At 71.2% G+C, this 18,250-nt stretch carries 22 protein-coding genes; 10 read left to right on the top strand and 12 right to left on the bottom strand.

Annotated features, from left to right (window positions below; translation table 11 throughout):
• Window positions 1-269: 269 nt before the first annotated feature.
• The 3 genes from ACFYYN_RS31305 to ACFYYN_RS31295 form a co-directional block, all read right to left on the bottom strand.
• Window positions 270-881 carry a GNAT family N-acetyltransferase gene (locus ACFYYN_RS31305; RefSeq protein ID WP_500548437.1) on the bottom strand — a complete coding sequence of 204 codons (612 nt, stop codon included), beginning with the start codon at window positions 879-881 and terminating at the stop codon, window positions 270-272.
• 249 nt (window positions 882-1,130) lie between these two features.
• Window positions 1,131-1,559, bottom strand: a complete 429-nt coding sequence (locus ACFYYN_RS31300) for a VOC family protein (RefSeq protein WP_500548436.1) — start codon at window positions 1,557-1,559, stop codon at window positions 1,131-1,133.
• A gap of 224 nt (window positions 1,560-1,783) precedes the next feature.
• Entirely contained in the window at window positions 1,784-2,527 is a 744-nt protein-coding gene (locus ACFYYN_RS31295) for an alpha/beta fold hydrolase (protein ID WP_500548435.1), read from the bottom strand.
• A 185-nt stretch (window positions 2,528-2,712) separates the two neighbouring features.
• On the opposite strand from ACFYYN_RS31295, the gene ACFYYN_RS31290 reads away from it, so the two are divergent.
• The 3 genes from ACFYYN_RS31290 to ACFYYN_RS31280 all read left to right on the top strand — a co-directional run bounded on the left by ACFYYN_RS31290 (window position 2,713) and on the right by ACFYYN_RS31280 (window position 4,753).
• Window positions 2,713-3,066 carry a PadR family transcriptional regulator gene (locus ACFYYN_RS31290; protein ID WP_500548434.1) on the top strand — a complete coding sequence of 118 codons (354 nt, stop codon included), beginning with the start codon at window positions 2,713-2,715 and terminating at the stop codon, window positions 3,064-3,066.
• Window positions 3,063-4,034, top strand: a complete 972-nt coding sequence (locus ACFYYN_RS31285; RefSeq protein WP_500548433.1) for a hypothetical protein — start codon at window positions 3,063-3,065, stop codon at window positions 4,032-4,034. The genes ACFYYN_RS31290 and ACFYYN_RS31285 overlap by 4 nt, the downstream gene beginning before the upstream one ends.
• A gap of 239 nt (window positions 4,035-4,273) precedes the next feature.
• On the top strand, window positions 4,274-4,753 hold the full coding sequence (locus ACFYYN_RS31280) for a DUF6924 domain-containing protein (protein WP_500548432.1): 480 nt from the start codon (window positions 4,274-4,276) through the stop codon (window positions 4,751-4,753).
• 480 nt (window positions 4,754-5,233) lie between these two features.
• On the opposite strand, the gene ACFYYN_RS31275 is transcribed toward ACFYYN_RS31280, so the two are convergent.
• The gene (locus ACFYYN_RS31275; protein ID WP_500548431.1) at window positions 5,234-5,713 is read right to left on the bottom strand and encodes a DUF4232 domain-containing protein; all 480 of its coding nucleotides are present in this window, start codon (window positions 5,711-5,713) and stop codon (window positions 5,234-5,236) included.
• Between the two features lie 641 nt (window positions 5,714-6,354).
• On the opposite strand from ACFYYN_RS31275, the gene ACFYYN_RS31270 reads away from it, so the two are divergent.
• Complete coding sequence (locus tag ACFYYN_RS31270) at window positions 6,355-6,687, top strand: histone-like nucleoid-structuring protein Lsr2 (RefSeq protein WP_500548430.1); 333 nt, start codon at window positions 6,355-6,357, stop codon at window positions 6,685-6,687.
• Between the two features lie 405 nt (window positions 6,688-7,092).
• On the opposite strand, the gene ACFYYN_RS31265 is transcribed toward ACFYYN_RS31270, so the two are convergent.
• A complete protein-coding gene (locus ACFYYN_RS31265; RefSeq protein WP_500548429.1) occupies window positions 7,093-8,610 on the bottom strand; it encodes a tetratricopeptide repeat protein in 1,518 nt (505 codons plus the stop codon).
• A gap of 110 nt (window positions 8,611-8,720) precedes the next feature.
• On the opposite strand from ACFYYN_RS31265, the gene ACFYYN_RS31260 reads away from it, so the two are divergent.
• Complete coding sequence (locus tag ACFYYN_RS31260) at window positions 8,721-8,936, top strand: phosphodiester glycosidase family protein (RefSeq protein ID WP_500548428.1); 216 nt, start codon at window positions 8,721-8,723, stop codon at window positions 8,934-8,936.
• A gap of 163 nt (window positions 8,937-9,099) precedes the next feature.
• Here ACFYYN_RS31260 and ACFYYN_RS31255 read toward each other — a convergent pair whose 3' ends face one another.
• Entirely contained in the window at window positions 9,100-10,092 is a 993-nt protein-coding gene (locus ACFYYN_RS31255) for a DUF5937 family protein (protein WP_500548427.1), read from the bottom strand.
• 155 nt (window positions 10,093-10,247) lie between these two features.
• Between ACFYYN_RS31255 and ACFYYN_RS31250 the strand changes: the two genes are divergently transcribed.
• Together ACFYYN_RS31250 and ACFYYN_RS31245 are read left to right on the top strand one after the other, a co-directional pair.
• Complete coding sequence (locus ACFYYN_RS31250) at window positions 10,248-10,772, top strand: tetratricopeptide repeat protein (RefSeq protein WP_500548426.1); 525 nt, start codon at window positions 10,248-10,250, stop codon at window positions 10,770-10,772.
• A 101-nt stretch (window positions 10,773-10,873) separates the two neighbouring features.
• Window positions 10,874-11,311, top strand: a complete 438-nt coding sequence (locus ACFYYN_RS31245) for a DUF6174 domain-containing protein (RefSeq protein WP_500548425.1) — start codon at window positions 10,874-10,876, stop codon at window positions 11,309-11,311.
• A gap of 72 nt (window positions 11,312-11,383) precedes the next feature.
• Here ACFYYN_RS31245 and ACFYYN_RS31240 read toward each other — a convergent pair whose 3' ends face one another.
• Together ACFYYN_RS31240 and ACFYYN_RS31235 are read right to left on the bottom strand one after the other, a co-directional pair.
• Window positions 11,384-11,602, bottom strand: coding sequence for a hypothetical protein (locus ACFYYN_RS31240; RefSeq protein ID WP_500548424.1), 219 nt, complete (start codon window positions 11,600-11,602; stop codon window positions 11,384-11,386).
• A gap of 221 nt (window positions 11,603-11,823) precedes the next feature.
• A complete protein-coding gene (locus ACFYYN_RS31235; RefSeq protein WP_500548423.1) occupies window positions 11,824-12,258 on the bottom strand; it encodes a nuclear transport factor 2 family protein in 435 nt (144 codons plus the stop codon).
• Between the two features lie 158 nt (window positions 12,259-12,416).
• Between ACFYYN_RS31235 and ACFYYN_RS31230 the strand changes: the two genes are divergently transcribed.
• The gene (locus ACFYYN_RS31230; protein ID WP_500548422.1) at window positions 12,417-13,310 is read left to right on the top strand and encodes a helix-turn-helix domain-containing protein; all 894 of its coding nucleotides are present in this window, start codon (window positions 12,417-12,419) and stop codon (window positions 13,308-13,310) included.
• Between the two features lie 73 nt (window positions 13,311-13,383).
• Here the strand turns inward: ACFYYN_RS31230 and ACFYYN_RS31225 are convergent, their stop codons facing one another.
• From ACFYYN_RS31225 to ACFYYN_RS31215, 3 genes are all read right to left on the bottom strand, one after another.
• Window positions 13,384-13,752, bottom strand: a complete 369-nt coding sequence (locus tag ACFYYN_RS31225) for an SH3 domain-containing protein (protein WP_500438957.1) — start codon at window positions 13,750-13,752, stop codon at window positions 13,384-13,386.
• A gap of 64 nt (window positions 13,753-13,816) precedes the next feature.
• Complete coding sequence (locus ACFYYN_RS31220; RefSeq protein WP_500548421.1) at window positions 13,817-14,296, bottom strand: hypothetical protein; 480 nt, start codon at window positions 14,294-14,296, stop codon at window positions 13,817-13,819.
• Between the two features lie 228 nt (window positions 14,297-14,524).
• On the bottom strand, window positions 14,525-15,775 hold the full coding sequence (locus tag ACFYYN_RS31215) for an MFS transporter (RefSeq protein ID WP_500548420.1): 1,251 nt from the start codon (window positions 15,773-15,775) through the stop codon (window positions 14,525-14,527).
• Window positions 15,776-15,909: 134 nt separating this feature from the next.
• On the opposite strand from ACFYYN_RS31215, the gene ACFYYN_RS31210 reads away from it, so the two are divergent.
• Window positions 15,910-16,842, top strand: a complete 933-nt coding sequence (locus ACFYYN_RS31210; RefSeq protein ID WP_500548419.1) for a LysR family transcriptional regulator — start codon at window positions 15,910-15,912, stop codon at window positions 16,840-16,842.
• Window positions 16,843-16,896: 54 nt separating this feature from the next.
• Here ACFYYN_RS31210 and ACFYYN_RS31205 read toward each other — a convergent pair whose 3' ends face one another.
• Window positions 16,897-17,481, bottom strand: a complete 585-nt coding sequence (locus tag ACFYYN_RS31205) for a PadR family transcriptional regulator (RefSeq protein ID WP_500548418.1) — start codon at window positions 17,479-17,481, stop codon at window positions 16,897-16,899.
• Window positions 17,482-17,550: 69 nt separating this feature from the next.
• Between ACFYYN_RS31205 and ACFYYN_RS31200 the strand changes: the two genes are divergently transcribed.
• Complete coding sequence (locus ACFYYN_RS31200; RefSeq protein ID WP_500548417.1) at window positions 17,551-18,249, top strand: ABC transporter ATP-binding protein; 699 nt, start codon at window positions 17,551-17,553, stop codon at window positions 18,247-18,249.
• Window position 18,250: the final 1 nt, after the last annotated feature.

Below are 18,250 nucleotides of genomic sequence, written 5' to 3'. Positions count from 1 at the left end.
CGAGCTCACGGCATCACAGTGAAACCGGCGTCCCGGACGGAGCAGCCCCATTTTCCCGGCCTCACGGCGGCCGCGCAGCGGCCTGGGTTCCTGACTCGTCAACCCAGTGATCCGCCGGACGATTCCCCGGCCGGACGGATTCGATGATCTCGCCACCGCTGCACGATCGTGCTGGCCGCAGCCATCAACGAGTCGCTGTGACCTGCGCTTTCGACACACGCCCGAGTGCTGTGACCGCATGGGTTCGCCGGGTTGCTCGTTGATCTCGCTCAAGGGCAAGTTCCAGCGCCTGTTTCAGGGGTGCGTGGTGTGTTCCGGGGGATGGCTGAAGCCCGCCACTCCCGCCGGAGTAGGGAGTACACCAGGTCGTCGCGCCATGCCCCCTTGAAGAACTCCGTTCCGATGAAATGGGCCTCCCGGCGCATGCCCAGCCGTTCGAGGAGCCCGGCGGAGGCGGCGTTGTCCGCGTGGCAGCGGCCGATCACCCGGTGCAGCTCCAGTGCGTCAAATGCCAGGTGCAGGACGGCGAAGGCGGCCTCGGTGGCGAAGCCCTTGCCCTGGTGGGCGGGGTGGAAGACATAGCCGAGCTCGCCCTGGCGGTGTTCCGCGCTGATCAGGACCAGTTCGACCTGCCCGACGACCGTCCCCGTGCCCGGCTCGACGACCGCCAGGCTGAGACAGTCCCCGTCCGAGTCCAGTGTGGTCTCCCGGGCCATCTGCTCCACCGCCACCCGGACGTCCTCCGGTCCGCGCGGCTCCCATCGCATGAAGCGGGCGACGTCGGGCCGGCGCTGGTACTCGCAAACGTCCTCCGCGTCCTCGGGCCGGAACGGGCGGAGTATCAGCCGGGCAGTGGCGATCGGAAGGTCGATACACAGCATCGGGCGACTGTACCCAGGCCACTGCGCCGACCAGTCGCTGTGTCACCGGATCGGTGGTGCGCGCGGCACGGCCGCTTCCGCCGCGTTCGGAACACGGACGCCCCTGGCGCTGTGACCGCGTGGGTCGGCTCCCGACCACCAACCCGGCGAACCTATGCGGTCACCGCACTGGCGAACGGCCCCCACCCTCATCCGGCCCCGGGCTTCAGCGCCCGGGGCCAGGAGGAACGGCGGGTCGACGGCTGCCGCCTACGGACGGGCGTAGGGCCGGGTCATGACCTCCATGTTGTGACCGTCCGGGTCGGCGAAGTACGCGCCACGACCACCGAACAGGCGGTTGATCCGGCCGGGCTCGGCATGGCCGGGGTCGGCGTAGTAGGTGACCCCCACGCCTTCCAGGCGGGCGATCACCTCGTCGAACTGCTCCTCGGACACGAGGAACGCGTAGTGCTGCGACTGGACCGGCTCGTCGAGCTTCTCGTAGTAGTCGAGTGTGACGCCGTTGCCGAGATCGACGGGGAGGAACGGACCGAAGGGCGCGCCGACCCTCAGGCCCAGCATGACGGCCAGGAACTCGGCCGACAACTGCCGGTCCCGGGCGTAGACAGCGGTGTGGTCCAGTCGGGCGGGAGCCGCGGGCGGCTGGTTCGCGTACGGGTTCTGCTGGTCGTTCGGCATGGGTGACATCGGTCTCCGGGTCTCGAATTCGTTGGGAACAGGCACCGCGTGGGGCGCCGCGGGGAGACTCGGAAGGAAGGCGGGGCTCTTGCCCGCCTCGCGCTCACGCCGAGGCCGGCGACCCAACTCGTGCATGGCTCAAGGCCGACCCGGCAGTCACCCGATCGAACCTAGTGACTGCCACGGGCCTGGGCAACCCCTCAGAACACCTGCCGGAAGCCTGGTCAGCCGGTGGCGCTCTCGGCGGCCTGCCGGATGATGCGGGCGACGGCCTCGGGCTGGGAGACCGACACCGCGTGGGAGGCGTCGAGTTCCACCGTGCGGGCCTTGGCGCGCTCGGACATGAAGCGCTGCGCCGCCGGCGGGATGTTGCGGTCCGCGGTCGCGACCAGGCTCCACGAGGGGATCGACCGCCAGGCGGCCGCGGTGGCCGTCTCCTCCAGGGCCGCCGCGGCGACCGGGCGCTGGGTGGCGGCCATCAGGTCGGTCACGGACTGCGGCACGTCGGCGGCGAACTGGTCGTGGAAGCTGTCGGTCTTGATGTACAGGTCGGTCCCGGTGCCGCCGTCGGCCAGCGGGAAGGGCACCGCGTCGAGGTTCGGGCCGAGGGTGCTGCCCGGGTAGGCGTTGGACAGCTGCAGGGCGCTCTCGCCCTTCTCGGGGATGAAGGCGGCGACGTACACCAGGGCCTTGACCTTCGGATCCCCGTCGGCGGCCTGGCTGATCACGGCGCCGCCGTAGGAGTGCCCGGCGAGCACGACGGGTCCGTCGACGCTCTTCAGCACGCTGGCGAGGTACGCGGCGTCACTGGCCAGGCCCCGCAGCGGGTTGGCCGGCGCGAGGACCGGATGTCCTGCCTGACGCAGGTGCTCGATGACGCCGTTCCAGCTGGAGGAGTCCGCGAACGCGCCGTGCACCAGGACGACGGTGGGCTTGTGCGGGGCGGGGCGGGCGGTGGTGTCGTTCATGGTGGTTGTTCTCCTTGGGCAGTGCGGGTCGTGTCCTTCGCCGGTGCGCCGCTGGGGTGCCGCCGACACCGAGAAACCTAGCGCCAGATTGTCTTGTGCACAAGTTGATTGCTGGCAAGATAAATGAACGGTCGGAAAAGTCAAGGAACTTGTATATGCAGTTCACCGATATATAGTCTGCGGGCATGGCTGAACGTTCCTTGCAGGAGCCGACGTTGCTCCTGCTCACCGCACTCGCCGATGCGCCCAGGCACGGGTACGCGCTGATCGAGGAGGTCGCCGCGATCTCCGGCGGCCGGGTCCGTCTGCGAGCGGGCACCTTGTACGGGGCGCTGGACCGCCTGTTGGGGCAGGGGGTCGTCAGGGTCGACCGGGAGGAGATCGTCGACGGCAGGCTGCGCCGGACCTACGCGCTCACCGACGCCGGCTACACCCTCCTCACTGCGGAGGCGGACCGGATGCGCGCGACGGCGCACGAGGCCGCCCGCCGTATCGGGCTGGGCCGCCCCGGGCCGGTACAGGGCGGAGCAGGCGCATGAGCGATTGTGAGGTCGAGGCGGGGGAGCGCGCGGTGGGCAGACGGCATCCGGTGATCGGCCTGTATCCGGCCATGTACCGCCGGCAGCACGGTGCGGAGATCGCGGCGACCCTCGAGGACGTCACCAGTGGCGTGGGCCGGTTGGAGGCGCTGCGCGAGACGGCGGCCGTGGCAGGACACGCGCTGCGGATGCGGACGGGCCTGGACTCGGCCCGCCCGGCGGGGCGGGTGCTGGCCGCGCTGATCCCCTGCATCGTCGCGGTTGCGGCCTCGCTGTCGGCGGCGCTGCTGGCGGTGTGGCCGCTCGATCCGCTGCCCTGGGACGGCGAGCGCACCTATGCGCCGCTCGCCTACGCACCGTGGCCGGTCGTCCTGGGGTGCCTCCTCGCGGGCCGCTGGGCGTGGGCGCGGACCGCGGTCGGTGCGGCCCTGGCCGGCGCAGGGCTGTCGGTCCCGGTCGCGTACTGGTCCGGCGGCCCGGCGGGACTGGCCCAGAACCTCCCGACGGTCCTCGGTCTCGCGCTGGCCTCGGCGGCGGTCCTGGCCGCCCCGCCCGACCTTCCCCCGGCGGACGCACGCGCCCGTCGCGCGGGCGCGCTGATCGCACTGGCCCTCGGCGTGCCGATGGTCGTGGGATCGGTCACCGTCTTCCAGGCGCTGGCCGGCCCCGGGGTGACCGAGCCCGGGCGCGCGGACCCGATGCACCTGTTCACCCTCTTCGCGCCGCTCGTGCTGGCCTTCCCGGCGGCCTTGGCCCTGGCCCGCGTGCGCCACGGGGCGCTCTGCGCGGTGGTACTGGTCGTGGCCCCGCTGTTCGTCCTGCTGTACCCGTACGAGGTGGCGGCCGCCGTCCCCTACGCCTCCGGGACGCTGTGGGCGAGGACCGCGATCCTGACGGGCGTGGCCGCCCTCGCCATCCGCCTCGGTCTGCGTTCGCGTGCGGCCCGGGAGCGCCGCGGGACGACCTGAACCGGCGCCGTTCAAGCGCCGCGGGCGCGGCGCGGTCTGACGGAGGGTGGGCACCGCGCTGCCCGCTCTCCCGAGGAGTTCCGGTGTAGCGGAGGGTCACGTAAACCGGGTGAGAACGCTCGAGCGGGCCATGGTGCCCGGGTCTCGTTCGCACTCTTCCGCAACCGGGTTTCCGGTCGATGAAAGGCCCATGAGAGAGTCGGACGCAGTTTGCGGATCGCCACCGAGGAGGAGCCTTCATGCGACCACTTCCCGCCATGACCGGACGGGATGAGTTCGAGGCCCTCGTGGTCAGGACCGACTACGACGACGAATCGGCGTGGCAGGACGTGGCAGCGGCACTGGTGAAACCCTGGGGAGACGAGCAGTACGACGCTCAGGTCCACGTCATCGACGATCCGGCATGGGCGGGAGCGGTCGTCGACGAGGTGCTGGAGGCGGTCCGCGCTGCGGAGGACCTGTCCGTCGTATTCCTCGCCGACCGGACGACCATGCAGGCCGAAAGGCACTCGCTCCTGGCGGTCACGACGTTGAGGCGAGAGGACTGCAAGGACGATGAGGACTACGAGCAGCTCATCGAGTTCGGCCGGGAATTCCGCACCACCCCGGCGGGGGTCCACGAGGTCTTCGCGAACCTGAGTATCGCCAACCTGGGATTCGAGGAGTACGCGGCATGGGCCCACGATGATCCCGAAGGGATCTTCCGCGGATCTGACTGAAGCCGTGGATGGACCCGACCCGCACGAGCGTGGCGGGCCCGGTCCGTGCCCGCAGCGTGGGAATGTCCGTGCCAGGTGCCCCTGAACTGCGTATTCGCACCCTGGCAGCGGGGCCAGGGCTCCCGGTCAGGTGAGCCCGAAGGTGAGGCCGGAGCTACGGGCGGCAGTGCGTGCCGTGCACCGCCTGATGCGGACGGCCGCCCCCACTGGGGAAGCGGCCGTACCCCATTGATACAACCCTGTCTGCGCATCTTCAGGGTCGGTCCTGCCTGCGTACCGACCATACGAGCCGCGTTCCACGCGTGCACGGCGTGTCAGCTTGCATTCGGCCCGACGGGTGACGGCGCGCCAGGTCTGACTGCTGTAGACGGCGCGAAGGTCAGGAGGGTGACAGGCCCCGTGGACGGACGACGCGGACCCACACGCGTCTTCGGCAGGGCACCCAGGGGAAAGGGTGGGCAATAGGCCTCCACCGACCGGCTAGGCGTTGATGCCCACGTTGCCCGGCACGAAAGCCGACACCGCCAGGAGACCGTTCGAGCAAGGTGAAACGTCGATGGGGAGGTATGCCGTGCGGGCGGCGATCGGAGCGCCCACGATGTATGCGGAGCCGGCACGGCAGACGTCGCTCACCCCTTCCGGCACGCGTTGCCACGCGACGTTGAACGAGGCTTCGCCCGAAGACTGCACGACAAAGCGGCGAGCGGGTTCGGTGTAGAAGGCTTGGCCGCCATCGTGCGTGATCCTGGTCGCGACGCGACTGCCATTCCTGTCTGCGACGGCAACGGAAGGATAGCCCCACAGCGCGCATGGCCGGGTCGAGGTGTTGATGAGGACGATGAGATCCCGCTGATGTCCCGCGTCGACCTGGCTGTTGCCCAGATGGGCCTCCAGTTCGGTGCACGGCCCTGGTCCCGCGGAAAGGCGATTGTTCGCCCGGGCGGGAAAGTCGGACGTCATGGTGTCGACGGTGACGGTGACGGCGGACGCCGAGCGAGAGGGGGCCGCAGCCCCCGGGCTGCGCGTGGCGGACGAGCAGCCCGGGAGGGCTGTCGCAGCACAGACGGCACCCGTCGCCAGCAGCACGCCGGCGCGGCGGCCGGCAGACCTGGTGAGGACCACGGGAAGCTCCCTTCCGGCAGGACGCCGGTCACTTGGGTTCGGGCGGCACCGACGGTGGCGGACCGACAGGTGATGTCCTGGGTCTTCCGGGCTAACGAACCGTGGCCGAAGAGATGACGGCGCCGGCCGCCCGTGATGCGCCGCCGGGGTGACCTTTGCGACGGCGTCGGCCGACCGCATGCGCACCGAATATTTCGCCCCTTACCTTGCGGGAGGTGAACACGGCGGGCACACGTGCCGTCCCGAACGACCGGCCTTCTTCCGGCCCGTCGCCGAGGGATGTCCGATCCCGCGGGCCTTCCGGATTCACAGGAACGTGTCCCCCGGCACTTCCGGCTGCCGAGCGGATCGGAAATGACCCTGACCAGCCGAGGAGTGAGCGTTCCAAACGCATCAACAACCGTCACGCAACTCGCCAAGGTCGCCTATCCCCATTGCGTGTAGGGTCACGTTGGTTGTCCGGGAAAGGAACAAGAAAAATGGCGCAGCGCGTGCAGACTCTGCTGGTCGATGACATCGACGGCGGTACCGCTCACGAGACGGTGAACTTCGGCCTCGACGGGCGTGAGTACGAGATCGACCTCAGCGACGACAATGCGGCTGCGTTGCGCGATGCGCTCGCTCCGTTCCAGAAGGCTGCCCGCAAGCAGTCGCGCAGCCGTGGCAGGGCAGTGCCGCAGCAGCGGACGCAGGTCGGTGCCGACAATGCCGCGGTGCGTGCCTGGGCGAAGTCGAACGGCGTGGAGATCAGCGACCGCGGCCGCATCTCGGAGAGCGTCCGCCGTCAGTTCGAGGCCGCGGCCAACGGCTGAGACCCGCACTGGCACGGGCCCGGCCGGCAGGGACACATCTGCCGGCCGGACCGCGTTGCCCGCCTCACCGCAGTGGACGCCCTGGGTCCTCCTGCCGCTGCGGCGCCGACGCCAAGCGCGGTGGTACTGGACGGCGGTGGTGACCTTCCCGACCGGTGCCGTGGCCGCGGGGCGCGCCCAGTACGGTTCGCGCAGCAGCACGCGGCCGAGGAGGACGGTGTCGGCCTTGCCGGAGGCGACGACGGCCTGCGCTGGGCCGGGTCCGGTGATCATGCCGACGGCATCCCCGGCGCGCGGCTGGAGGTGGTGGCCGACACCGATCATTACCTGCCACTACGGGCTCCAGGGCGACTTCTCGAACTCCTCCTCGACTTCGACGTCTTCGTTGATTGTCGTGGGGGTCGCTCAGGCGGGTGATGTGGCGTCATAGGGCAGCGCGGGTCCGGACCCGACCGTACCCGCCTCATTGCTCGCCGTTTTGGAGTTGGTGGCGGGGTACTTCACGGCGCCGGCGTTCCGCACCTTCGCCGCGAGGTCACGGGGCTGATCGCGCAGACAGGTGTTTGTGTGTTTCTCAGCGGGCCCAGGCGCGCCGTTGTTCCTCTCGTTGGGTGGTGACGTCGGGAATGGCGGCGATGGCTTCCGCGCAGCGGCCCTGCTGGACCAACAAGCGGGCCAGCTCGGTCGCTGACCAGCGGCCGGGGTGCTCGCGGAGTGGGCGATGGCTTCCTCCGCGCAGCCGTCCTTCGCCAGCAGCAGCGCGATGGTGACGTCCCGGTCGTCGACCTCGTCCGGCGGCAGTGCCTCTATCTCCGCGATGGCGTCACGGCAGCGCCCCACTTCGCCCATCAGCCACCAACGGTTGGAGGGGAGCCAGTACCCGCTCTCCTCGAGGAACTCGGCGCTGCGCCCCTCCGTGAGCTCCACTGCTCTGCCGGGGTGCCCGTGTTCGGCCAGCAGGAGCATCGTGGGCTGGAGGAGGTTCTCGTAGGGGTCGTCGAACGTGTGCGCCACCGCCTCTATGGCCTCCTCGAACCGACCCTGCCGGACCAGCAGCTCCAGTAGTTCGTTCCGGTACCTGGTCGCATGCTCGGCGGTGTCGATGAGGCGGCGGAGGTACGCCTCCGCGTCCCCGGCCCGTCCCAGGTCCTCCAGGGCCGTCACGTAGGGGCGGGCGGCGACGGACATCCGGGTGCCGGTCGCGAGCTCGTGCAGCTCCTCGATCCGCCCGTGCCGTACCAGCAACTCGGTATAGAACTCAACGGTGTTCTGCGGCCCGTACCGGCGCGCGGCCACATCCGCGCCAAGCAACCCGATCGCCTCATCCGCCCTGCCGGACCGCTCCAGGACGAGAGCCTGCGCAGGCAGGACCTCCCACAGGCCATGGCCGCCGCACCTGCACTGCTCCTGCCCGCGCCGGAACTCCTCGGCCATCGAGGCGAGCAGCTCCAGCACCTGGTCGTCGCGCCCCTGGCCCTCGGTCATCCGCACCAGGGACCGGAGCACCCATCCGTCGCACAGGTGCGGCACGAGCACGTCGATCGCCTCGTCCACCTGCCCGGCCTTGACCAGTACCTCGGCGTAGTCCGGCCACGTGTCGGGCGTCTCCTCGTCCCATTGCTCGGGGTCCGCCAGTTCCAATGCCTGTTCGATGCGGCCCCACCCCATCAGGACATCGGCGCCGACTCGGACCGCGGGCTGCCAGCCGGTGGCCGCGAACGGCTCGATCACATCCCAGGCCCGCTCGAACTCACCCCCGGCGCACAGTCCGCGGACCGCGCCCTCGGCGCAGAACCAGTCCCCGCGTTCCTGCGCCGCCTCCACCAGCGTCTCCAGGCCGCCGTGTTCGAGGATCTCGTCCACGATCCGCGGCGGAACGCCGCCGAGATGGACCCGCTGCCACTCAAGATCATCAACATCCACGGGAGCACCCTAGGACCCCCCACTGACACCGCCCCGCCGTACCGGAAGCCTCGTGCACTCGCCCATGCCAACGCCCGCAAGGGCGACTCCGCTCCGTCAGCGCCCCGCTCGTGACGGTCGACGGGGGCGCGGGCAAAGGTGCGACCCGCCTGGAGCCGGCCAACCTGCTCCACGACCTCGGCGCGGTGGACGCCCTGAACATGGACGGTGGCGGCTCGACCACCCTGGTGTGGCAGAACGCGTTCGCCAACACGCCGTCGGACGGGCAGGAACGTCCCGTCGCCGACGCGGTTTTCGCCGGTCCGGGCGGATACCCCCTTCAGTGAGCCGGCGCCTGAGATGTGCCGCCACCGGTGGGAATGGAAACCGGTGGCGGCGCAGGGCGGCTCATCGGAAACTCCGGCCGGGGTCGGGACCGCCGACCCCGGTGACCGGGTCGGAGGAACGGGGGTAGGGGTTGAGCGGATGACGAGGGACGGTGCTGACCGCCTATTCGTTGCCGTGGACGAGCGCTGACCCCAACGGTGTACGCCGGTAACGGATCTCGTGACGGTGTCGCGCCCCGACGACGAGGCCGCTGTCGCGCAGCACCTTCAGGTGCTCGGAGACCGTGGCGGGTGCCAGCCGGTGTCGTCGCGCCAGGCCTGTCGTCGACGCCGGCTCCTCGAGTGCGGTCAGCAGGGCGGCGCGGGTGCCCCCGACGAGTCGTGCCAGGGCGGCGCTCGGGAGTTCACGCGTCGGCTGCCAGAGGTTGCCCAGGCCCCGGGCCCGGTAGGCGACCGCCGGCTGCCAGGGCGGCTGCGTGATCACGATCGCCTCGTCCCACTTGAACACGCTGGGCATGAGCAGCACGCCACGCCCGGCGAGCGCGACGTGCTCGTTGCCGCCGGGGTCGCGTACGAGGGTGTCGCCGGTCCAGTGCAACGTCCGGTCGAGATCGGCGAACAGGCCGTCCAGACCGCCTTCGGCAAGGCGCCGCGAGCGGTAGGCGATGTCGGCTTCCAGCGCTGCGCGCACCTGCGGCCACACCGGTTCGACGAGCGCCTGCCACGCCGCGCGCACCAACTGTGTGAGGAGCCCGAGCACGTCGGCCGGGTCGCCGAGCAGCAGCCGCCCCAGTTCGCCGGCCTGGGCACCCGGGGTGTCGAGCAGTGACATCTCGATCTCGCGGCGTACGACGGAAGCGGGCGTGGCTGCCATCCGGGTGAGCTCGCCGTCGAAGTCCGGGGAGGAGGTGAGCGGGGGCAGGGAGAGGAAGTCCGGAGTGTAGCCGCGACGTGGCTGCAGCAGAGTGAGCGGCCGCAGGTCGACCGCCTGCAGACGGGGCAGCGCCTCCTGCAGCCACCGACGGTGATGCGGCCCGGGTCCAGGGCCCCGCGCTCCGGTCGCGATGCGTACTGCGGCGAGGGTCTCGAAGACCGGGGAGTAGGCGAACCGGCAGCGGGCCAGGTCGGACGGCCCGAAGCCGAGGCTGATGGCCACGCCCACCCCCGTGGGTTCCGAGTCCCGAGCGTCGTGCGCCGGCGACGGTGATTCGGCCCGTACCGAATCACTGGTGGTGATCCTAACCGCCTGGCCAGGATTGATCACCTCGGCCGGGACCGGTCGAACTCACCGGGGAATCGAAGGAGTACGGCATGCACGACGTCACCGACCATGCGGAGCCGGGCGGCCGGCGCGCCGAGGTCAACCGCCGCGCCGCCGCGCTGTTCGCCGTCATCGACGACCACGAGGAGGCCGCGTTCCTCGCGCAGATCGACGCGCTCGCGGCCGAACTGCCCGAAGGAGATGCCGACGGCCTGTTCCACAGGGCCTGCGCCCGCGACTCCTGGGGCCATTCCGGCGCGGCCGTCCCGCTCTACCGCGAGGCGCTCGAACGCGGCCGCCTGACCGGCGAGAACCGCCGCCGCGCCGTGATCCAGATGTCCAGTTCCCTGCGCAACACCGGCGACGCGGCCACGGGCCTGGCGATGCTGGAGGCCGAGCGCGCCCACGGCCCGGACCACCTCGACGACGCTCTCGACGCCGTCACCGCGCTGTGCCTCGCCTCACTCGGCCGTGAGCGCGAAGGGCTGTCCCTCGTCCTGATCGCCCTGGCCGAGCATCTGCCGCGGTACAAGCGGTCCATGGCCAACTACGGAAAGGCTCTGATCGAGGACTGAGCCGGCACAGCCTCGCCGGCACCCGTACCGCGCACCCCGCCGCGGAACCGGATCGCCGCCCGTCGCGTCGGAGCGACAGCCGACCACGGAAAGGCACGCCGATGCCGAGACCTCACGCACTCCTGCTCACCGCGGTATCAGCGCTCGCGCTCACCGCGACCGCCTGCGGCTCCGATACCGAAACGGCACCGGAGCCCCGATGGGCCGAGCCGGCGCGGTACTCCTTCACGCTGCTCTCCGAAGGCGGCGAACGCGGTGGCCTGGGCAAGTACCGGATCACCGTGGCGGACGGGAAGGTGGCCGAGGCGGTCGGACTCGACGAGCCGGCCCGGCAGACCATCGCCCGCGAGCCGCAGAACGTGCGGACCCTGCGCGACCTCCTCACCCAGCTCCGGCAGGCCCGGGCGGACAAGGCCGATGTCGCGGACGCGGTGTTCGCGCCCGACGGACACCCCACCGAGATCCACCTCGACTGGGAGACGAACTCCGTGGACGACGAGGCCGACTACCTGATCACCGAGTACCGCGTGCACCCCTGAGGATCGTTCCCGCTTCCGCACCCCACACCACCCGGGTCGCAGAGCACGACCGTACCCCTGCCCTCTGCTCCCCTACAGCGCCGTCGACGGGAGAGGGACGCCGCGGTCCGCAGCCACGGCGCGGGCCGCTTCGGCGCACGCCGAGAACCGCTTCCCGGCGCGGTCGACCACCCCGGTCACGGGGTCGTCCGTACAGGGGTGGGCACGGTCGCCGTGCCAGGTGCACCGGGCAGCGGACACGCTGCCCGGGTCGAGTTCGGACAGATCGATCCACACCGCACTCTTCTCCATGCCGCACAGACTGGCACGCCCGGCATCCTCCGCGGGCGGGAAGCGGCCTGCGCCGGCCTGCTCAGCCCTGACCAGGAGGCTTCCGGTCGGACACGACCGCCTCGTTCCTCGCCCGAACCCCGTCGATGGACCACGCGCACAGTCCCACCAGGAGGGGCCGCTCCGGCCGCGTAGACCGGCAGCGACCGGACGGACGTCTCGCCGACCGCCCGGGGCGGTCGTCAGCGGGTGCCGGCCTCGGCCCGCGCGTAGAACGCGGCGAGTTCCTGGGGGTTCTTGGTGTAGACGTCGATCTTGCGCACCGTGCCGTCCTCGACCTGGTGGATCTCCACCATGGTCAGCGGGAACTCCTCACCGGTGGTGTGGGCCGTGAGCGTTCCGGTGAGCGTGCCGACGACGCCGGCCGGCCCCTCGTACACCTCGGCCGCGGTGATGGCGACGGCGGCGTAGCCCATCATCGCGCCGAGGACCGACTGCACGAACACCTCGCGGCCCTGGTGCACACCGCCGTACGGGAGCTGGTTCGGCTCGTCGACGATCACCTCGGGGGCGAGCCTTTCCAGGACACCCGGTACGTCGCCCCTGCTCAGCGCTGCGTACAGCCCCCGCACGACATCCGCGGGGCTCTGAGTCACCGTCTCGGTCGTCTTGTTCATCGTCTGCGTCCTTCCGGTCCTGTCCACCCGTGGAGGTGGGGCCCCGGGGGATCGGGGCAACACCATGCAACGCCGGACGGCCGGGGCGGGGGAGTCCTTGCCGTGAGGGGTACTGCCAGGGTCCCCCACGCTTCGCGCGGCCTGCCTACCCTGTCCGTATGGACAACCGGGACGCCGTCAGTGCCTTCCTCCGCTCCAGACGCGACAAGATCACCCCCGAGCAGGCCGGGCTGCCGACGTACGGTCAGCGGAGGGTGCCCGGGCTGCGCAGGGGTGAGGTGGCCACGCTCGCCGGGGTCAGCGTCGAGTACTACACGCGCCTGGAGCGCGGCAACCTCAAAGGTGTCTCCGACAGCGTGCTGGACGCCCTCGCCCAGGCGCTGCGGCTCGACGCCACCGAGCGCATGTACCTGTACGACCTCGCCCGTGCCGCGGGACCGGCGCCCGCGGCGCGGGTACGGGTGCCGCAGCAGAGCCGGCCCGCGGTGCGGCCGAGCGTGGCGCGGATCGTCGAGGGGATGCCGCGGATGCCGGCGTTCGTGATGAACAACCGCCTCGACACGCTGGCCGCCAACCCCCTGGGCCGGGCCCTGTACGCGGAGATGTACGCCGACCCGACCTGCGGAGCGAACGTCGCCCGGTTCGCGTTCCTCCATCCCGCGGCCGGGCGGTTCTACGCCGACTGGGAACGCATGGCCCGTTTCGCCGTCGGCGCCCTGCGTGTCGAAGCGGGAAGGCACCCCTACGACCGGGAACTGACGAACCTGGTCGGTGAACTGTCCACCCGCAGCGACGCCTTCCGCATGCTGTGGGGAGCCCACGACGTGCATGTCTTCCGCGACAGCACCAAGCGCCTCAACCATCTTCTCGTGGGCGACCTGGAACTCGATCAGGAAACCATGAGCCTGCCCGACGAAAGCGGCCTGAGCGTGGTCGTCTACAGCGCGCCCCCCGGGTCCCCCGCCGAGGACGCGTTGACGATCCTCGCCAACTGGTCCGCCACCGGAGCGGAGCAGGACGCGGACCACATCGACGAGCGGCGCAGGGGCTAGCGATCGGCGGTGCGGCGCCGGCCCCCACCAATGCGCGGTGCGGGCCGGCGCCGCCGGGGTGCCGGACAGGCTGTCAGAAGCCGCAGTACTGGTTGGACCCGTTGTAGGGCAGCAGTGAGTCCTTCACCCATCCGGTGCGGTCGTCGTGCTGGTTGTAGAGGTACGTCCAGGTGCCGTTCTGGCCGGACGTCCAGCAGTAGTAGATCAGGACGTCCTGGTTGTCGGCCCAGCCGACGACCCCGCACGCCGTGCTGGAGCCGCTGCGCATGTTCGCGCTGACGCCCGGCGTCATGCGCACGTCCGTGCCGTCCGTGCCCCAGGCGCCCTGACCGCAGGACGCGTTGGCCGTCGCCGGCCCCGCGGTGCTCACGACCAGGGCCGCCGGTACGGCGAGCACTCCGGCGGCCAGTGCCGCCCATTTCGCCTTGCGTGTCGATCGCATGCTTGATCCCCTCCCGTTGGCGCCGGCGTGGTTCCGGTGGGGGCGAACCCGCCGGCGGCGGCTGTCAGAAACCGGACGGCGGTGCGACGTTCGTGCTGATCTTGCCGTAGGTCGAGTTGGAGCCGTAGGCGATCCTGATGAAGATGTTGGTGGCCCGGCCGCTGAAGGTCGCCGACTTCGCGGTGTAGAGGCCGTTGCACTCGCTCGCCTGCGAGCTGGCCCCGGTGGGCGACAGGATCACGTTCGACTTGGCGCAGACGCCGTCGGTGAGGGCGTCGTACAGCTCGAACTTCACCGTCTGCCAGTAGGAGCCGTCGAAGATGTTCTTGCCCCAGATGACGGAGCAGTTCCGGAGCCTGGCGTGGGTCGTGCCACCGGAGTCGTTGACCCACAGGGACGCGCAGGCCACGGTCGACGTGCGGTCGCCCGTGTCGGCGGCGGCGGTGGTCGGCGCGACGGCGGCGCCCGCGAGCGTCGATCCCAGGGCTAAGGCGAAGGCGCCTGCGGCGCTGGTCAGCGACCTGCGCGACGGACGTACGGACATGGTTCCCCCTCGTTGGTGTGGTGCGTACGGCGGACCGCCACCGGGGCGGCGGTCCGGGCGGTCGGACGCGACCGCGGTGATCACGTCACCTCGATTCGATTCTTTGTGCGAATCGACGCCAGTCTGTTCTATGGATCATGTCCACAACAAGCACCCGTGTACGACACACTGACGTACCGTCAGAAACGATCACCGTGTGCGGGATGCCGGTCGGGACGGCGTACCCCGTCAGGGGCGGCTCGATGCCGGCTCCGGCTCCGGCTCTCGCGGGTGCGCTGCCGTGCGGCGGGGGAGCAGCAGCGGGGTCGCCAGCAGGAGCACGCCGGCCAGGCCGATGGCCGTACGTGCCCCGAGCAGACCTCCCAGCACACCCCAGACGGCCGTCAGGAGCGCGGTCGAGGCCTTGGTCGTCACCGCCCAGGCGGACAGCGTGCGGGCGACCCGGTCGGCCGGGGTGCGCTCGAGGCGGTAGGTGGCGTGGACGGGGTTGAAGATCCCGCAGCAGAAGATGAGCCCAAGCTCGACCCCCATCACCAGCAGCAGCCCTCCGGTGCCGGGCCCCAGGAAGGCCAGGCCGACGGGCCAGAGCGCGCGCAGCGCCCCCGTGACGACCAGGACCTGGCGCTGTCCGAACCGGGTGACGAGCGGCCGGGCCAGCCGCGAACCGAGCAGCCCGCCGATCGACGGCGCCGCGAAGGCGAGGCCGTACTCCCATGCTGCGAACCCGAGCCTGCCGAGCATCAGGACGGCGAGCAACGGCTGGACGGCCATCACCAGGCCGTTGAACAGGGCGGTGTTGAAGAACAGCGGACGAAGCGCCCGGTCGGCGAGGACGTACCGCCAGCCGTCGAGCAGGTCCCGGGTCCGCATGCGCGTGGCCTGCCGGCGCTCGGGCCGCGGCTCGTGCCCGCCCGTCGCGCGGATGCCCAGGGCCGAGAGCAGGTAGCTGGCCGCGTCGGCCACCACCGTCGCCACCGGGCCGAGGAGCCCGATCGCCGCGCCCCCCAGCGGTGGTCCGATGATCGTGGTCGTCCATGCCGTGGACTCGAAGCGGGCGTTGGCGACGAGCAGGTCCCCGGCCGGCAGCAGGGTCTTCACGTAGGCGCCGGAGGCGGCGCGGAAGGTGATGTCGGCCGCCGCGACGGCGACCGAGACCAGCAGGAGCTGGAGGAAGGTGAGGACGTCGAGCGCGAACGCGGCGGGGATCGTCAGCAGCGCCGCGAACCGCACCAGGTCCATCGCGATCAGCACGTGACGCTTCCGGCGGAACTCCACCCACGGGCCGAGCGGCACCGCCACGGCCGCGCCCACCGCGGACCCCACGGAGGCGAGCGCGGCGACCTCGGCCGGTCCGGCGTGCAGCACCTGGATGGCGATCAGCGGGAACGCGCCGAAGGCCAGCCACGTGCCGAGCGCGCTGGTCCCGTACGCCGCCCACAGCCACCCGAACCGCCGTCCCAGCCGGTGCCCGCTCCCCATGCCCGACGCCCCTCGCCACTCACCCTGCACAACCGATCCGCGATCGGAATCATCAAAGCGAGAGCCGCGGCCTGGGATCAAACAACCGCAGAGCCGTCGGCCACAACCGACGGTTGTGGCCGTAGGGTGCCGGCATGGACATCGACACCGTCCGGACCTTCGTCGCCGCCGCCGACGCGGGCCGGTTCCAGGAGGCCGCCGCCGAGCTGGCGGTCACCCAGCAGGCCGTCTCCAAGCGCATCGCCGCGCTGGAGCGCAGCCTCGGCGTGCGGCTGTTCACCCGCACGGCGCGCGGCGCCGAGCTCACCATCGACGGGCAGGCGTTCCTGCCCCACGCGCGCGAGCTGCTGCGCGTCGCCGAGCGCGCGGTCGCGTCGGTGCGCACCGGCCGCCGTCCGCTGCGCGTCGACATCATCGCCTCGCGTGGCGCGGCGTCGGGCCTGATGCGCGGCTTCCACCGCGCGCACCCCGAGATCGAGCTCGACGTGGTGATGCTGTTCGACATCGGCACGGCCGTCGCCGCCATCCGGTCCGGTGAGATCGACGCGTCCTTCCGCGCCGTCGCCGCGCCCGGCCGGCCCCTTCCCGAGGACATCGAGTCCGTCCGGGTGCTCGACGAACCGCTCGAGCTCCTCACCGGCCCCGCCCACGCACTGGCGGGCGCCCGGTCGGTGACGGTCGCCCAGCTCGCCGGGCACCGGATCTGGATGCCCGGCATCGTGCCGGGTACCGAGTGGGCCGCCTACTACGACGACCTCGTCGCCGAGTTCGGCCTCACCATCGAGGCGACCGGCCCGAACTTCGGTTCCGACGCGCTCCTCGACACCGTCGCCGACACCCCGGCCCTGGCCACCTTCATGGGCGGGAACACCAGCCTCGTCTGGCCGGCGGGCCACGGCCTGCGCCGCATCCCGGTGACCGACCCGACACCCGTCTACCCGCACTCGCTCCTGTGGCACCGCGACAACCCCCACCCGGCGCTGGCCACCCTCCGCGCCCACCTCGCCGCCGCCGCGGCCGGCCACGACGCCGGGACCTGGACGCCGGACTGGGTGACCGCGCGCTGAACGCCGCCGCGTCCGCGATGATCCCGGCAGGACTGCGACGGCGCGGGGCTCGCCCTACGTCGCCCTGCGCTCGCGGGCTTCCGGTTCCTCCGCCGCCCCGTGCGACGGGACACCGGGCCGCGTGAGCGGCGCGAGCCGCTGGACGGCGCTCTCCACGAGTTCCAGGTCCGCCTTGGTGTGCGCGATGGCGGCGTCGATGAGGAGTGCCACCAGAGGGTCGTCGGTGTGGCCGCGCCGCAGGCGGGTGAGACCGGCGAGTTCGGAGAGGTAGGTCTGGCGCTGGGTCTCCACCAGGGCGTGCACGGCGTCGGAGCCCAGTGAGGCGGCTCCGAACAGCTTGAGGAACAACTCGTCGCGGAATCCGCCCGTGCGGACCCATGCCGTGGTCGCCCAGGAGTGCAACTCGTCCTGGCCCTGCGCGGTGAGGGTGTAGCGCGTCTTGTCGGGGCGGTCGCTCTGTGCCACTTGGGACCGGGTGACGTGGCCGTCGCGCACCAGACGGTCCAGGATTTGGTACAGGTGCCCGATGTTGAGGCCGCCCCACTGCGGACCGATGGCGTCCTCGAAACGGCTCTTGAGCTCGTAGCCGTGGCTCGGTCCCTCGGACAGCAGCGCGAGCACTGCGTGCTGCAGCGGCATTTTGCATCCCCTCTGTATTGTGACAATGTACCCCTGCATTGCCGCAATGCATGAGGGGTGGTCGGAAGCATGAGCGTGACCCTGCGGGACGTGTCCCGCCGGCACCCGGGAGTCGTGGCGCTGGACGGCGTCGACCTGGAGATCGGGGACGGCGAATCCGTCGCCCTCACCGGCCCGTCCGGCGCCGGCAAGTCGACCGTGCTGCACCTGGTCGGTGGCATGGACCTGCCCGATTCCGGCACGGTGGAGGTCGACGGCGCCGCGCTGACACCGGGCGGGCTCGACGCCCATCGCCGCCGGATCGGCTTCGTCTTCCAGCGCTTCCACCTCCTGCCCGCGCTGACGGTGCTGGACAACGTCCTGGCCCCGGTGCTGCCCCGCCGGGTGGACTTCGACCGGCGGGCCCGGGCCATGGAACTCCTGGAGGCCGTGGGCCTGGCGCAGCGGGCGGGGGCGCTGCCCTCGGAGCTGTCGGGCGGTCAGCAGCAGCGCGTGGCGGTCGCCCGGGCGCTGATCAACCGGCCCGGCCTGCTGCTCGCGGACGAACCGACCGGCAACCTGGACAGCGCGACCGGCCGGGAGATCGTCGACCTGCTGCTCTCGCTGACCGAGCAGTACGGGATGACGCTGCTCGTCGCGACGCACGACGTGGAGGTGGCCGCGAGCTGCGACCGGATCGTGCGCCTGCGCGACGGACGGATCGTGGCCGACGAACGCGTGACGCCGGCCGCCGACGTCCTCGACCGGCTCGGGGGGCTCCGCCCGTGAT

This window comes from Streptomyces sp. NPDC001902 (assembly GCF_042891295.1).
Classification (GTDB): Bacteria; Actinomycetota; Actinomycetes; order Streptomycetales; family Streptomycetaceae; genus Actinacidiphila.
Note: the sequence above shows the minus strand (reverse complement) of the source record. Positions and strands in the feature narration are given on the sequence as shown.

Excerpts from the sequence above, each read along its gene's own strand:
- ACFYYN_RS31305 (WP_500548437.1), bottom strand. The coding sequence starts at position 881 with ATGCTGTGTATCGACCTTCCGATCGCCACTGCCCGGCTGATACTCCGC.
- ACFYYN_RS31300 (WP_500548436.1), bottom strand. The coding sequence starts at position 1,559 with ATGCCGAACGACCAGCAGAACCCGTACGCGAACCAGCCGCCCGCGGCT.
- ACFYYN_RS31295 (WP_500548435.1), bottom strand. The coding sequence starts at position 2,527 with ATGAACGACACCACCGCCCGCCCCGCCCCGCACAAGCCCACCGTCGTC.
- ACFYYN_RS31290 (WP_500548434.1), top strand. The coding sequence starts at position 2,713 with ATGGCTGAACGTTCCTTGCAGGAGCCGACGTTGCTCCTGCTCACCGCA.
- ACFYYN_RS31285 (WP_500548433.1), top strand. The coding sequence starts at position 3,063 with ATGAGCGATTGTGAGGTCGAGGCGGGGGAGCGCGCGGTGGGCAGACGG.
- ACFYYN_RS31280 (WP_500548432.1), top strand. The coding sequence starts at position 4,274 with ATGCGACCACTTCCCGCCATGACCGGACGGGATGAGTTCGAGGCCCTC.
- ACFYYN_RS31275 (WP_500548431.1), bottom strand. The coding sequence starts at position 5,713 with ATGACGTCCGACTTTCCCGCCCGGGCGAACAATCGCCTTTCCGCGGGA.
- ACFYYN_RS31270 (WP_500548430.1), top strand. The coding sequence starts at position 6,355 with ATGGCGCAGCGCGTGCAGACTCTGCTGGTCGATGACATCGACGGCGGT.
- ACFYYN_RS31250 (WP_500548426.1), top strand. The coding sequence starts at position 10,248 with ATGCACGACGTCACCGACCATGCGGAGCCGGGCGGCCGGCGCGCCGAG.
- ACFYYN_RS31245 (WP_500548425.1), top strand. The coding sequence starts at position 10,874 with ATGCCGAGACCTCACGCACTCCTGCTCACCGCGGTATCAGCGCTCGCG.
- ACFYYN_RS31240 (WP_500548424.1), bottom strand. The coding sequence starts at position 11,602 with ATGGAGAAGAGTGCGGTGTGGATCGATCTGTCCGAACTCGACCCGGGC.
- ACFYYN_RS31235 (WP_500548423.1), bottom strand. The coding sequence starts at position 12,258 with ATGAACAAGACGACCGAGACGGTGACTCAGAGCCCCGCGGATGTCGTG.
- ACFYYN_RS31230 (WP_500548422.1), top strand. The coding sequence starts at position 12,417 with ATGGACAACCGGGACGCCGTCAGTGCCTTCCTCCGCTCCAGACGCGAC.
- ACFYYN_RS31225 (WP_500438957.1), bottom strand. The coding sequence starts at position 13,752 with ATGCGATCGACACGCAAGGCGAAATGGGCGGCACTGGCCGCCGGAGTG.
- ACFYYN_RS31220 (WP_500548421.1), bottom strand. The coding sequence starts at position 14,296 with ATGTCCGTACGTCCGTCGCGCAGGTCGCTGACCAGCGCCGCAGGCGCC.
- ACFYYN_RS31215 (WP_500548420.1), bottom strand. The coding sequence starts at position 15,775 with ATGGGGAGCGGGCACCGGCTGGGACGGCGGTTCGGGTGGCTGTGGGCG.
- ACFYYN_RS31210 (WP_500548419.1), top strand. The coding sequence starts at position 15,910 with ATGGACATCGACACCGTCCGGACCTTCGTCGCCGCCGCCGACGCGGGC.
- ACFYYN_RS31205 (WP_500548418.1), bottom strand. The coding sequence starts at position 17,481 with ATGCCGCTGCAGCACGCAGTGCTCGCGCTGCTGTCCGAGGGACCGAGC.
- ACFYYN_RS31200 (WP_500548417.1), top strand. The coding sequence starts at position 17,551 with ATGAGCGTGACCCTGCGGGACGTGTCCCGCCGGCACCCGGGAGTCGTG.